The organism is Leucobacter faecis (genome assembly GCF_054456635.2).
On sequence record NZ_JBTJEP020000018.1, the window covers coordinates 1 to 12789 of the forward strand.

The window sequence follows — 12789 nt, forward strand, 5'->3', positions numbered from 1 at the left end:
TCACCAGACAATAACTGCGCTTCAGCGGGCGGTGCTCAACCGGAATACTGGCGGTGCTCAGAAGTCCGAATACTCACCGGCGGTCCATCGTCTATTCGCGCTTGCAAAGCGCATGATTGAAGGCACCTACCAAGGTGCGGGTACTGCCGCTCACCTTCAGGAGTACCTGGATGAGTTTGTGTTCCGGTTTAACCGGCGACACAGCACCCATCGAGGGCTTGTGTTCTTCAGGCTGCTCCAGCGTGCCGTCGCGGCAATGCCGGTGACCTACCGAGAACTCGTGCGGGACTCCAAACCAAAAGCCGCGAAGCTTCGTGGCGTCAGTGGTGAACGCGAAAAGCCGGGCACGTTGACCGCGCTCTCGCCGTTACGTCCATGGCGGGAGTGAATGCTCAGGCACCGAAATTTAAGTCAATGACTCGGCGCTTAAATGGATACCCCTTCTATTCAAAAAGCTGGCCGTCCGGCAACGTCCCAGTTGTTGGAATTTCACCACGGTCAATAGCGCCGAAATAGAGCTTTGCTCTATACACGCGCTCCGCCCGCTTGTTCATGCCTCGGAAGTCGGCGAAGCAATGTCCCGGCGCTCGTTTGCCGTTGGGTGGGAGTGGTGTCTTCGAATCATCGACAGCAACCAGGCCGGCACCCACGACTTCTGCAACTGAAACGGCCCAAACTCCGAGCGATGGGCGTGAAGCGTTGCCGGTGTGCCAGTCCCTAGCCTGCTGGGCGGAGACCTCGTTCGATCGTGAGTACGAGGGCTTCCCCCTGTCGATCGATGCCGGCCCGAATGCTGAGGTCGAGGGGCTTCCGTTGTCCATCATCAGGTCTGTGATCTGCCGATACATGAGCTCGGCAGCGATATCCATGAGCTCTTCGCCGTCGGCCAGCTGCACGTTAGGGACGCTCACTCGCCACCTCCACGCAGGAAATCCAGTGCCTTCTTAACGTCTCGTGTCTCCTCATGCTCGCCGTCATCATCGCTTCGACCCATGGCGAACAATTCGAAGGCTCCCTCGCTAGTTATCTCCGCGCTGAGAACACTCTCACGATCAGCCCACTCCACGAGGATGCCACCGTCTTCAGTGGGAAACACTCCTGGCGTCTCATCGTAGAATTCAAAGGCCTCACGAAGCAGTACCTGCGCGGCGTCGAGAGCGACAGAAGAAATTTGCTCCCCTTCGCCGTCCGACCACCCTGGGAGCAGCGAGGCAAACTTAGCAAGGCGAAGGCCCCAGCTAGTTTCATCGAATTCAAGTTGCTCGATGGAGTCAACCGGGTTGATGCGGAATGGCTTGCCGTCCTTAAAGGAAAGCGTCCCAGTTACGCGTGTGAGCGGTGCTTCGGAGGGAGAATCTATGACCTCGCGCAGGTCTTCGATCTTTTCTTGGTCCTTCTTGTACCAGCCTTTGACGGTGTGCCCATCGGCGAGTTCCAGCGTGAAGGTCTTTTTCCCTGCTTCAATGACGATCACTCGCCCGACAAGGGAAGCTTCTCTCGGCTCAATCTTGGCAACCGAGAGCTGCTCTGCCTCAGATACGAGAAAGTCCTCCTCAAACACGAGGTTCTTTACCGCCTCAGGCCGAGTCACAAGGCTAATACTTACCGCCGGGGAGTCCGGAGACGCTCGATACACCTCGATCGTCTGTTCACCCTTGAGGGTTTCACCGAATTCGGTCGCAGTATGCCGGAACTCAACACTCTCGTCATCGCTGATGTATTCGGGCAACAGCACCGCATGATCGGAGTTAGAGTATGCGGATGCAATAGCTGAATCCACCGCATCCTCGGCCGCGACGCGATACTCGGCATACACGGCTATCTGTTCAAAACCGAGCGCAATATCAGCACTGCCCTCGTTGATGCTCTCGATAGCTAGACGGACGGAATCATCGAAATCTGCCGGAATCTCTTCACCGGGATTGTCATGACGCCACTTGGCACGAGCAGCGATCCGGTGCAGCTCCTGATACTTCTGCAGCTCTACTAGCGAGTCAATAGGGAGGTGGCCGTGCTCAAAACGCGCACCTGTAAGCCGGAGCCTCTTCACCTCCGGCGTCTTCTCTTCGCCCATTCGGCCATCCTATGCGATTTGTGATCTCGGGTGTACAACTCGCGAAGTGAGTAAGGCTAAACCCTCATTTGACCTCCTCACGTTTGGTACTAAGAAAAATCCGGTCTTCTGAGTCCGTGTAGCTGACAACTGCAATCTTTCTGGCCAACTTCATCTTTTCGCCCGGATCCGTGATCTTGGCACCTGCAAAAAACTCTTCCGTCACCTCATCGTCGGAAAGCTTGGAATCGCTCGAGCCGTTCCATTTGTAGATCATGAGGCCAACCTTGTAGGCCTCGTCAGCGAGCAGTGCTTTGGCGATATTTGACCACCACCAAGCATCTGCAACCCCCATCGAGCAGCCGAAGATCACGAAGAGTGCCGTCTCGTTGAACATATGGCTATAGCGCTGCTCCACCCGCGCCCAGTATGACTTTGAGACCTTAGCCACAGCGTCACGCGACATCCCGTCACCATCAATGCCGAACAGCAAGGAACGCGGTGTGTTTTGAAACCCATGCGGATGAATTACAGGTTGGCATTCCAAAAATACTGAATGGCTGTAGTTCCATGGAATTTCACCCGCAAAGTCGCGAGGATTCGTGTCAAACCAGAAGTTCGTGTCCACGGTCGAATTCGGCAGCGGCTTGAACTGCTCCGAATCCATGTAGATGTAATTGTCGAGTATTGAGGTGTAGTTAAAATTCACAAACTGAAAGTTATAGAGCTCATAGTTCCCGCGTCGCATTCCAAAAGGAACCTTGCTTAGCTCTTGAGAGTTTTTGATGTCCCTCAAGAACTTTCCTAGCGTCCGCTCAGTCCATTTCATTCTCACTGTATCCGAGCTAAGCGCAGTGAGCAGGTCAGTATCCACAACATAATTCAGGAATTCTGCGAACCAATGCTGGATCTCTTGGACGGAAGCCCTGATGTCTTCAATTGGCTTCCCGTCAGCAACCAACTTCTCAATTCCGGCTTCAATGTCGCTCCAGTTTTCCGAGCGGGGCTTGGAGTTGAATGCTTCGGCCATCTGCTCAACTACTAGGTTGGACTTAGAAACCTTCTTCATCATTAGGAAATGAAAGAAATCCACGTAGCTCGTTGTGGTTTCGCGGCCATATTCGTGCAATACCTGAAGGTCGAAACCGTTCCCAACAAGAACCATGACGTTGTTGGTTCCAACTGCACCCTTTGGTTTTGGCTGGGTTGAGTACATTAGGCTTCCTTATCATTCGTTTTATACATCGTCGGACTACACCTCTTACGTCGATCAGGGCCCCACCGCCCCAAGACAGCCCAATCGCTTCCCGGTCTGCGTAATGTGGCGCACCGGCGCGCCTACCCGATATAGCTCCCGCTCCATCTGCTTGCGACTGATCGCCCGCCAGCACGGTACCGCAAATTATTTCATTCGCCGGTCCCCCAACGCCCTTTACCCTCAGGTATCAGATCGCTGGATGGTCGGCACCCCGCACGCACCTCACCCATGACTCGCCCACTGCACAGTGGGCAGGTAGCCACAGCGACAGTCGCTCCCGTAGCGTCCCTGATCCGGCGCGGCGTGACCATGTTGAACTTCGGCTCCCCGGCTCCCGCCACCCGGTGCTCCTCTAGAAACCCGCAACTACCGCAGGTCATCGAGTAGATGCGTGCACCACTCACCGCCGGATCCCCGCCCACGCGTCCTGCGCGAAATCGCCAGTGATCGTGTGGCTAACTGCGATGAGCACATCACCATCAATAATGATGCGATCGGTGTATTGGTGCTCCGCACTCTGCCCCTGCGTAAATCGCGCTTCCGCGCCCTCCGCCGCTACCTCCTCGTAGACCGAGTCGCGCAGTGCCGTCACCAACTCCGCTTTCGCAGCCTCGTTGACAACCGCAGCGCCGAGATACGCGAGCGCGCCGGTACCAGTAATCCCCCAGTCGCAGTAGAGCTGCTGGCCGCCGGCACGGAGCGTCGCCATCGTCTTCGGGCCGATCATCCCCGCAAGCTGTGTCTCAGCATCGACACCGGGGTGCGCCTCTAACCGCGGATCATACGTTTGCACCGTCGCCAGCGGCAGAAGCTCCTCACACGTCGAGGGAATCGCCGTGGTGGCGGGCTCTTCGACTGGCTCCGCCGGTGCCTCGGGCATCTCAGTGACCTCCGCCGCCCGCGGCGCCTCCGGCGTTTCTGGCATTGGTTCGGCAGCACAGCCGACGGCGGTAGCAGCGAGAGCGATGAGCGTGAGTGGGGAAAACAGGAAGCGGCGAGCAGACATGCCTGCCAGCCTATCTACACCCTCCCGCCGACCGTCCTCACCCGAGCCGCTCCATCAAGGCTCCAACTTCTTTGAGTAGTTCTACAGCCTTTGGCGCAGCAAGAAGGAATAGCGATCCAGCCGCGAGATACCCGGCAACCGCGTTCTCGTCGAATAGCTCTTCTACACTCACTGGCTCGCCCAGTCTCAGCGTGAAGGCTCGACTTCCCCGTGCCCGGTTGGTACTGACCCACAGAACTATGGCGGAGGTAATCGCAAATAGGTAGCTAGTGACGCGTTCGCCACCCACATGAACGATGGTGAGCAGCACAATCAAGAAGAACGCCACCCATAACCTTTGCCATCCCGCGCTCACCTGTTTTGGACTTAATGCATTGCTCAAATGGCCAAGTTATCGCTGAGCTGCAAGGTACATGTTCAGCCCTCCCGAGAGCCAGGGAATTGAGGGTGTAGTCGGAATGGCCGGGTACACACCAAGGCCGACGTTCCATAGTCGACGGTTCTATCGTCGTTGTGCGACCCAGTCGGCTCCGCGACGGCCTGCAACCTCGCATCAACCGTCTCTCGGACGATCCTGAGAAGCCCGTTGTGCTTCCCCTGGTCACGAAAATGATCAGGGTTAATGTACCAGTGTGCGTCGTCATACGCCGTGGACATGTGGTCTGTCAGTGCCGCACGCACCGCGACTTCTACCCGTTCGATCGCGTCAAGCACGAGCAGCCGCAGAGAGCGGTCGAACACGTAGAGGTCTAGGACTTCGTCGAAGGTGGTGCCTTCCTCGAACAGGTGGCCGGGCCCAGGCCGTTGAAAAGGGATCGTGTACGGGGAAAGGCGGTAGTAACCGATGTGACGCAAGTACCTCACTGCACGTTCTTTATCGGGGATGACCAGGCCCCTGTCTGCGAGACGAACGGCCAACGTGTCGAGCGACATGGGCGGCTTGTCGAAGAGGAGCTTTCCACGAGGTCGCGACGCACGCCGTTGACCCGCCATCGGGCTACCACTTCCTTCAGATAGAAAATCCCCCAAGTGCGCTTCATGGAGAGGCGTGGGGGATGTAGTGGCCTTATATTATCACGGGTTCCCCCTCGAAGGGGAGGACGGGACGCTAGTGTTTCAGGCGGTAGATGAACGCCGCCATCGCCTCACGCGACACCGCCGAGTAGGGTGCGTACGTCGGCTTGCCGCTGGGCTGCTTGTTGCCGTACGAGAGGCCCTGCTTGCGCATCCAAGTGATCTCTTTGTAGAATTTGTGCCCTTGCGAGATGTCGGCGAACGGTGACGTGGCCATGCCCGCGTAGCTGCTCTCTTGGAAGCGATAGAGAAACGCCGCCATCGCTTCACGCGACACGTTGTCTTTCGGGGCAAACTTGGGCTTGCCGCCCGGGTTTTTGTTGCCCGTGGAGACGCCCTCGGCATACATCCACGTGATCTCGTTGTAGAACTTGTCACCGGGCTGCACGTCTTCAAACGGCGACTCGGCGGGGCCCTTGTACTTCGACTTCTCGAGTCGGTACAAGAACGCAGCCATCGCCTCGCGCGTCACGCCCGAGCCCGGTTGGTATATGACACCGCGCCCATCAGAGACTTTTGTGCCGGTGCTGAGTCCACTCTGGCCCATCCACTCAATTTCCGTGAAGAACTTGTGCGTCTCGGGCACGTCAGGGAAGAACGTGTTCGGCGACCCAAACCAGGCGCGATAGTACTGATAGAAGTTACGGTTGCCGTAGGTAGCGCACGGGTGACTCGCGGCGTTCCATCCCGCGTCAAGCGCCGCCTGATTAGGACGGTAGGGGGTATAGATGTAGAGCGCCGCAGTAGCGTCGTTCTCAATGTACACATTTGATGTGCCGCAGCTCACGTCTGGATTCCACTGGATCGGGTTTATGCGACGTGGCTTGTATTTATAGTCGTTCGGTTTTGCTTGATAGCGCTTAATTTGCCAGGCCGAACCATAAATTTGGTCCATCAATCCCGCCGAACCTTTATTGCAGTTCGCAGAATTGCCTGGCCCCGAATCCGGGCAGTTCCACCCCATCGCGAAAGAGTAATTGTATACGGATGGCCAGGTGTCCGTAACTAGGCGTTGCTCAATCTGCAACCGCACTAATAGGACTTTCGGACTGATCCCGCAAGCTTGCCCAACTTTTACAATAATTTGAGCGGCTGTTTCGCTGTTCGCCCCACGATATGGTTGGCAATACTCATTCGCTGCGCGATTCTGGGTCGCAATTTTCACGTCCCTCAAACAATGAGTCGAAACGGTAGATTCGAAGACCGGAGTCCCTGCTTTACGTTCGGGATATCTTGGATCGTTGATCGTACATTTCGGGACTTCTTGATTTAAAATGGTCTGAATTTGCGGTGCAGTCAACGCCGTACCGTCGTACATATTGGCGTCAGAAATAATGTAGCCCGCTTTGAAGCCAGCGGATGGCAGCCCGCCCGATGCCGCCAGCAGTCGCGGCACTTCAACATCGCCCTTCGCGTCAGGATCATCAAACGGCACTAACGGCTTCGGATCAGATTGCTTACCAGGGCGCTGTGTCCCCTGCTCATCGTCAGGTTTGCCGTCTGCGTTTCCCGCTCCGCCAGAGTCACTGCCGCCGGCGTTGTTCGAGGCTGCCCCGGCATCGGCTCCCGCGTCAGCGCCCGAGTTCGCACCAGCACTCGCATCAGCACCGGTACCCGCATCAGACCCAGCACCAGCACCAGCACCAGCACCAGCACCGGCACCAGCACCCGCCCCCGCGTCAGACCCCGCGCCTGCACCTGCACCACCATCGGCCGCGGCATCGGAAGCACCGTCCGCAGCTGATCCGGCACTCGCGTTTGCGCTCGCGTCGGCGCTCGCAGCAGCGCTCCCGTCGGCACTCGCGTCGGCAGCCGACGCGGCTCCGGCGTCAGTGCGCCCGCTGGCGGCGGTGTCGGTGGCGAACGCGGGCGCGGTGAGGCCGAGCTGCCCTACAAGACCCGCGCCAAGAACGATCGCCAGCGCGGCGGTGGTGAGCGTGCGAAGCGGGCGAGACATAGCCCCCACTCTACGGGACACCGAATGATTACACCCCTGATAAAGTCAGGAGCTATGTCGATGCACAAGGCGGGTAGCGGCCCGAAGAGCGGGCTTGCACGTACCTGGCGAAACTCTTGGAAGACCGCCACCCCCGCGACGTGGTGGCTCGCCATCGTCGTGGCGCTCGCCTTTGGGTTCGCGAAGATGGCGGGCTGGCGCATTGTGCAAGAACAGAGCCTTAAACTCACCTCATTGTTACGCATCGTCGCGTTCGCGGGCGAGGTTCTGCTCGCGGCAGCCGTGTTTCTTGTCATTCTGCTGCCCATCTTTCATGCCGCGCGCAACTGGACGGGATGGTCGCTGCCCAGTCGTCGGTCAAAGTTCTGGGGGCTACCGTTCTGGCCGCTCGCCGCGGCTTTGTTTGGCATTTTCGCGGTAGGGTGGGGCGTTTACTGGGTGCTGCTTTGGCCTGGTACCATCTCGCCCGACACGCTGGTGCAGATTCGGCAGGCCCTCGGTAAGACACCATACGCCGACCATCACCCGCTCGCTAACACGCTCGCGATCCAGGCCGTGCTGCGGCCGGCGCTCGCGCTCACTGGCGACGTGCAGACCGCGCTGGGCATCGTCTCTCTTGTGCAGCTGCTGGTGCTCGCGGTGATCTACGCGCTGTGCGTCGCCTCGCTCAGAGAGTTCGCTCCGCCCCGCTGGCTGCTCACGACTTCGCTGGTGCTGCTCGTCGCGCACCCCATGATGGGCTGGTTCTCGGTGACGCTGTGGAAGGACGTCTGGCTCACCGCGTTTGTGACCGCATTTGCGACCGCTGCCGCCCTCATCGTAGTTCGCATGCGACGCGGGGTGGCGCCAGGTTGGCTGCTGTGGCTCGCGTTTGTCACGACCGCTCTCGGGGTGATGTTCTCGAAGAAAACGGGCATCTACCTCGTCGTGCCGATGCTGCTCATCGTGCTTTTCTTCTTGGGCCGTGACCGCCTGCAGGGGCTCTGGCGGGGCTTCTACCTGCGTCGCGCGCAGTGGCTCGGACTCGGCGGCACCGCCGTCATTTTGTACGTCGCGGGTCACGCCGCGCTGATCACCACGCTCGATGCGCTGCCCGGTGACAAGCGTGAAATGTTCTCGCTGCCGTCGCAGCAGATCGCGCGCGTGGTGCGAGACTACCCCGAGCAGCTCGACGCGTCGTCGCGCGAGGCCATCGACCGGTACTACGCTGGCGCCGACATCGGCAAGGCCTACGTCTTCGACCGGGCCGACGCCGTGAAGAACCGCTTTGATTCAGAGGCGTTCGATGCCGACCCTGCGGGCTTCGTGAAGCTCTGGCTGCGTCAGGGGGCCGAGCATCCCGCGAGCTACGTCGACACGCTGCTCGCGTCAACCACGGGCTACTGGTACCCCGACATGCCCTACGCTAAGCGCGGGCCCGCCTACCGTCTCGTGAGTCACGACGACTGGGTGATGATGCTCAACGCTTCGAGTACTGCGTTTAAGGGTGAAAACACCGCGCACGAACTCGACCCCAACCTTGACTCGGATCGCACCGAGCCCGGGCGGTACCGTGCATTCTTTGCGCACGAGATCAATCACAAGCTGCCGCAGCTGCCCATAATTGGTTGGGCCCTGAATATTGGTGTCTGGACCTGGGCCGCGGTGTTCCTCACCGCGATCGCGATGCTGCGGCGTCGCAGCGCTGCCGCCCCGGTCTCGGTACTGCTGCTGCTCGTCTGGGGCACGGCCATGATCTCGCCGGTGTTTGCCGAGGCGCGCTATGCCGCCCCGCTGCTCTCGATGCTGCCGCTCTTGGCTGTCATCGCCGGATCACGGCGCACCGCCCCCGGCGCCGGTGCCGGTGGTGGTACGGGTGCTGGTGGTGTTGGTGTTGGTGTTGGTGTTGGTGCTGGTTCCGGTGCTGGTGCTGGTGCTGGTGCTGGTGCTGATGCTGATGAAACCTTTGTAGGCCGCTAACCTAACGATCCAGTCGTTTGTTGTGGGATACCGAGAAGATCTCGCGACTTTCGTCGAGGCACGTGTTTTCGCCGTTTTTCGATGAGGCGATGTCGGTGGTCCCTGTTGTAATGAAATCATGCAACATCCATTCGACGTCGAAAGCCCTAACCGGGGGCAGCTCGCCGACCTGGTCACCCGGGTCGCCGACGTCGACGCGCGCATTCGTGGCCTGCAGGCCGAGCGAACCAAGCTGTTAGCAGCGGCGTTCGATCTCGCCGAGTGTGAAGGCGACAGGCCGGTCCTCCCCGAGCCCGGGTCGATGGAGGCAGAACTCGCCGAGGCACGCGAGGAGCTCGCTCGTAAGAATGAGACAGCGCATGCAACGCGCGAGACGGATCCGGCAGTGGGCGAGGCGGATCCGGCAGTGGGCGAGGCGGATCCGGCAGGCGCAGAGCCAGGCGCAGAGCCAGGCGCAGAGCCAGGTGCAGAGCCAGCTCCAGCGGCAGGCGTTGAGACGCGCCCCGCAGCGAGCAATACCCCGCGCCGGTCGGCGGTGTGGCGCGATCGGTGTCACCGGGTCGTGCGTGCTGAAATGAGCGCGGTTCTGCGCGTCTCTGAGGGCCGGGTCGCGAACGACATCACCCAGGCTACCCACGCGGTTACCCACTGCAGTGGCATGGTCGAAGCCCTGTCGCGGGGCGAAGTAACTGAACAACACGTGCGCAGCGTCGTCAACGCGGGCCATGTGATCGGGCACCTCGCCACTGAACAGCTCGGCACAACTCTCACCGATGCCGACGGGGCCCCATTGGACGACGAGGCGGCCGAGCGTGAGATCGCCCACCGATACGAAGTGTTCGATCTCGCTGTCGTCGCGCACGCGCGCGAGCTCACCCCACAGCAATTACAACCGGTGGCGAAGCGACTAGCCGAGAAGCTGGCCGGGGTGACCTTTGACGAGCGGCATCGCATAGCGAAGCGTGACCGGTGCGTGAAACTCATCGAGCGGGACGACGGCATGTGCGAGGTGCGAGCCCTCGTGACCACGTTTGAAGCGCACGCCGTGTTCGACCGGTTGACGCAGTACGGCAAGATGCTGCAGACCCACGACCTCGCGGCCGCAAAGTCGGCGACCTGCACAGCAACCCCCGCGGAGCCCATCTCAGCAGCGGGCGCAGCGGCCCTGAAGCGGCCCCTGGGCGAGGCGCGCGCCGATAGCTTGATCGCCCTGCTACTACACGGGGAGGTCGATGACGACGAACTTTACGGCCCGGGCAACGGTAACGGTAAGCGGCGCGGGCCTCGCGTAACCGCTCGTGTACAGGTGCTCGTGCCGGTGTCGCTCACCGGCCGTCTTGACGGTGCCGCCGACCAGCCCGACGGGGCCGATCAGTCCGACGCTGGGCAGGCCTTCCGCCCCGAAGATCACGAGGGTGGCTTCCAGCCCGAGCTCGTGGGTGTTGGGCCGATCGACTCCGACACAGCGACTCGAGTGATGCACGACACCCCCACCTGGGACACGGTCATCGTCACCGACGGCACCACCGAAGGCGCCACCGACGGCACCACCGACGGTGCAGCCGACGGTGCAGCCGGTGGCAACGAATCCAGCGGCGACATTCTCTCCGTAGACACCTATCGCGTACCGGCGCACCTGAGGCGATACCTGGCAGCGCGAGACCCGCACTGTCGCTTCCCTGGGTGTACTCTGCCCATCTACCGGTGTGACATTGACCACACCATCGCAGCCGAACATGGCGGCCCCACATCATTAAGCAACACTGGTAGTTTATGTCGCGGTCACCATGTGATTAAACATCACGGCGGTTGCCTCGTTGAACAGGGCGAGCGCGGCGAGTTCACCTGGACCTTCCCGTCGGGGCGCGAGTATCGCACCAAACCGCCTTCAAAGGTTATGTTTCGCACCGCGCTCGAATCGCCCGATGCCGCGGCGATCGCCGCCGAGAACAGAGCGAAGTATCCATTCGGGTACGACGAGTGGGATGACGACCCCGACCATCAACCAGCACGGCCACCCAATCGCTTCGATCCTAAGAACCGAGAACCGTTCTGATCCGCGGTCCTGGCCGGGATCCAGGTCCTGGCCCGGGCCCGGCAGCACTACGCCTGTTGCCGCCGGGGCTCAAGAATGAATCGATACCCAAAGTAGTTGCAGAGCGCCCCCACTCCCATCGCAACCACCTTTGCTGCTGGCGCGAGCACGCCGTGAGGCAGTCCCGGCGCGACAGCGACACCGAGCGAAATAACTCCCCACACAATGAATGACTGCACAAGCAGCCCCGTTACCAGCGTCAACCCCGCGAACGAGAAGAATGCCTGCCAACCCGAGCGGGCACCCTGAAACACAAAACGTCGGTTGAGCTGGTAACTCACCAGCACCGTAATGATCGTCGACGCGACGTTCGAGGGAATCTCTGGCACGCCAAACGCCACCGCAAACAGGCTAAACAGCCCTAGGTCGAGTGCGCTCATGCCGCCCCCTACGAGCAGGTAGCGAAAGAACGACCCCCCGAGTTTCACGCGCGCGTCGCCGGTCGGAACCGTAGGTAGGCGAGCCTGGCTGCTTCTCGCCTGCTCTTCAATACCGCGGCGATAATGGCCCCGGTAGTTGCCACGAACGCCGAAATGATGGCGAGCGCCGCGGCCAGCACAACCGTAGGCATGCGCGGTACGAGGCCCGTCTCGAGGTACTCAGCGATCACCGGCAGCCCGAAGATAAGGGCCAGTACCATGCTGATCGTCGCGATCAGCCCGTGAAACGCAAAGGGGCGCTCGTGCGAGAACAGGCGGGCAATGAGCCAGAGAATCTTGAACCCGTCAGAGAACGTGTTTAGCTTCGACTCCGACCCCTCGGGCCGGTCCTTAAACCCAACGGGCATTTCGCACTGAGGCACCCGCAGCGCCATCGAATGCACCGTTAGTTCTGTCTCGATCTCAAACCCCGCCGACAGGGCCGGAAACGACTTCACAAAGCGCCGCGAAAACACGCGGTACCCCGAAAGCATGTCGGTGACCCGTTCACCAAAGAGCCAGCCAACGAGGCTGTTAAACATGCGGTTACCCTGGGCGTGGCCCACACGGTATGCGGTTTGGGTGGGGTCGTCGACGCGGCAGCCGAGCACGTGGTCGTAGGGTCCCGACAGCAGCTTCTCGATCATCGCGGGAGCCATCGCTGCCTCGTACGTGTCGTCACCGTCGATGAGCAGGTACACGTCGGCATCGATGTCAGCGAAAGCGCGCCGCACCACGTTGCCCTTGCCGCGACGTTCTTCGCGGCGCACAATTGCGCCCGCCGCAGCCGCCACCTCTGCGGTGCGATCTGCCGAGTTATTGTCGTACACGTACACGACGATGCCGGGCACCGCGTCGCGCAGGTCGGTTACGACCTGCGCGACCGAGGCTTCTTCGTTGTAGCACGGCACGATAGCGGCGATTCTCTGGGCGGAATCTGGGCGAAGGTCAGTCACGCCATCATCTTA

At 60.4% G+C, this 12789-nt stretch carries 12 protein-coding genes; 3 read left to right on the forward strand and 9 right to left on the reverse strand.

Features of this window, described 5'->3' with window-relative positions:
- Positions 1–388 (forward strand): transposase (locus ACXR2T_RS12675; protein ID WP_489945539.1); only part of this gene is annotated, 388 nt, incomplete at its 5' end.
- A gap of 55 nt (positions 389–443) precedes the next feature.
- Here the strand turns inward: ACXR2T_RS12675 and ACXR2T_RS12680 are convergent.
- The 7 genes from ACXR2T_RS12680 to ACXR2T_RS12710 all read right to left on the reverse strand — a co-directional run bounded on the left by ACXR2T_RS12680 (position 444) and on the right by ACXR2T_RS12710 (position 7348).
- Complete coding sequence (locus ACXR2T_RS12680; RefSeq protein ID WP_458839980.1) at positions 444–911, reverse strand: hypothetical protein; 468 nt, start codon at positions 909–911, stop codon at positions 444–446.
- Positions 908–2074, reverse strand: coding sequence for a hypothetical protein (locus ACXR2T_RS12685; RefSeq protein ID WP_458839978.1), 1167 nt, complete (start codon positions 2072–2074; stop codon positions 908–910). Before ACXR2T_RS12685 ends, ACXR2T_RS12680 begins: the two co-directional genes overlap by 4 nt.
- Before the next feature lie 64 nt (positions 2075–2138).
- Positions 2139–3269 carry an AbiH family protein gene (locus ACXR2T_RS12690; RefSeq protein WP_458839976.1) on the reverse strand — a complete coding sequence of 377 codons (1131 nt, stop codon included), beginning with the start codon at positions 3267–3269 and terminating at the stop codon, positions 2139–2141.
- A 442-nt stretch (positions 3270–3711) separates the two neighbouring features.
- Complete coding sequence (locus ACXR2T_RS12695) at positions 3712–4317, reverse strand: hypothetical protein (RefSeq protein WP_458839974.1); 606 nt, start codon at positions 4315–4317, stop codon at positions 3712–3714.
- A 37-nt stretch (positions 4318–4354) separates the two neighbouring features.
- Positions 4355–4645 carry a hypothetical protein gene (locus ACXR2T_RS12700; RefSeq protein WP_458839973.1) on the reverse strand — a complete coding sequence of 97 codons (291 nt, stop codon included), beginning with the start codon at positions 4643–4645 and terminating at the stop codon, positions 4355–4357.
- 89 nt (positions 4646–4734) lie between these two features.
- Positions 4735–5250, reverse strand: coding sequence for an Abi family protein (locus ACXR2T_RS12705; RefSeq protein ID WP_458839971.1), 516 nt, complete (start codon positions 5248–5250; stop codon positions 4735–4737).
- Positions 5251–5425: 175 nt separating this feature from the next.
- Positions 5426–7348 carry an S-layer homology domain-containing protein gene (locus ACXR2T_RS12710; RefSeq protein WP_458839970.1) on the reverse strand — a complete coding sequence of 641 codons (1923 nt, stop codon included), beginning with the start codon at positions 7346–7348 and terminating at the stop codon, positions 5426–5428.
- A 54-nt stretch (positions 7349–7402) separates the two neighbouring features.
- Between ACXR2T_RS12710 and ACXR2T_RS12715 the strand changes: the two genes are divergently transcribed.
- Positions 7403–9307: a DUF6020 family protein gene (locus tag ACXR2T_RS12715; protein ID WP_458839968.1), complete on the forward strand. Its 1905-nt coding sequence runs from the start codon at positions 7403–7405 to the stop codon at positions 9305–9307.
- A gap of 118 nt (positions 9308–9425) precedes the next feature.
- Entirely contained in the window at positions 9426–11363 is a 1938-nt protein-coding gene (locus ACXR2T_RS12720) for an HNH endonuclease signature motif containing protein (protein WP_458839966.1), read from the forward strand.
- Between the two features lie 47 nt (positions 11364–11410).
- Here ACXR2T_RS12720 and ACXR2T_RS12725 read toward each other — a convergent pair whose 3' ends face one another.
- Both ACXR2T_RS12725 and ACXR2T_RS12730 read right to left on the reverse strand, forming a co-directional pair.
- Complete coding sequence (locus ACXR2T_RS12725; RefSeq protein ID WP_458839965.1) at positions 11411–11830, reverse strand: GtrA family protein; 420 nt, start codon at positions 11828–11830, stop codon at positions 11411–11413.
- A complete protein-coding gene (locus ACXR2T_RS12730) occupies positions 11827–12777 on the reverse strand; it encodes a glycosyltransferase (protein ID WP_489945540.1) in 951 nt (316 codons plus the stop codon). Before ACXR2T_RS12730 ends, ACXR2T_RS12725 begins: the two co-directional genes overlap by 4 nt.
- Positions 12778–12789: the final 12 nt, after the last annotated feature.

What these genes read in the sequence shown, in the direction of transcription:
- ACXR2T_RS12720 (WP_458839966.1), top strand. Translation starts at nt 9,426, where the DNA reads ATGCAACATCCATTCGACGTCGAAAGCCCTAACCGGGGGCAGCTCGCC.
- ACXR2T_RS12685 (WP_458839978.1), bottom strand. Translation starts at nt 2,074, where the DNA reads ATGGGCGAAGAGAAGACGCCGGAGGTGAAGAGGCTCCGGCTTACAGGT.
- ACXR2T_RS12695 (WP_458839974.1), bottom strand. Translation starts at nt 4,317, where the DNA reads ATGTCTGCTCGCCGCTTCCTGTTTTCCCCACTCACGCTCATCGCTCTC.
- ACXR2T_RS12710 (WP_458839970.1), bottom strand. Translation starts at nt 7,348, where the DNA reads ATGTCTCGCCCGCTTCGCACGCTCACCACCGCCGCGCTGGCGATCGTT.
- ACXR2T_RS12690 (WP_458839976.1), bottom strand. Translation starts at nt 3,269, where the DNA reads ATGTACTCAACCCAGCCAAAACCAAAGGGTGCAGTTGGAACCAACAAC.
- ACXR2T_RS12705 (WP_458839971.1), bottom strand. Translation starts at nt 5,250, where the DNA reads ATGTCGCTCGACACGTTGGCCGTTCGTCTCGCAGACAGGGGCCTGGTC.
- ACXR2T_RS12715 (WP_458839968.1), top strand. Translation starts at nt 7,403, where the DNA reads ATGTCGATGCACAAGGCGGGTAGCGGCCCGAAGAGCGGGCTTGCACGT.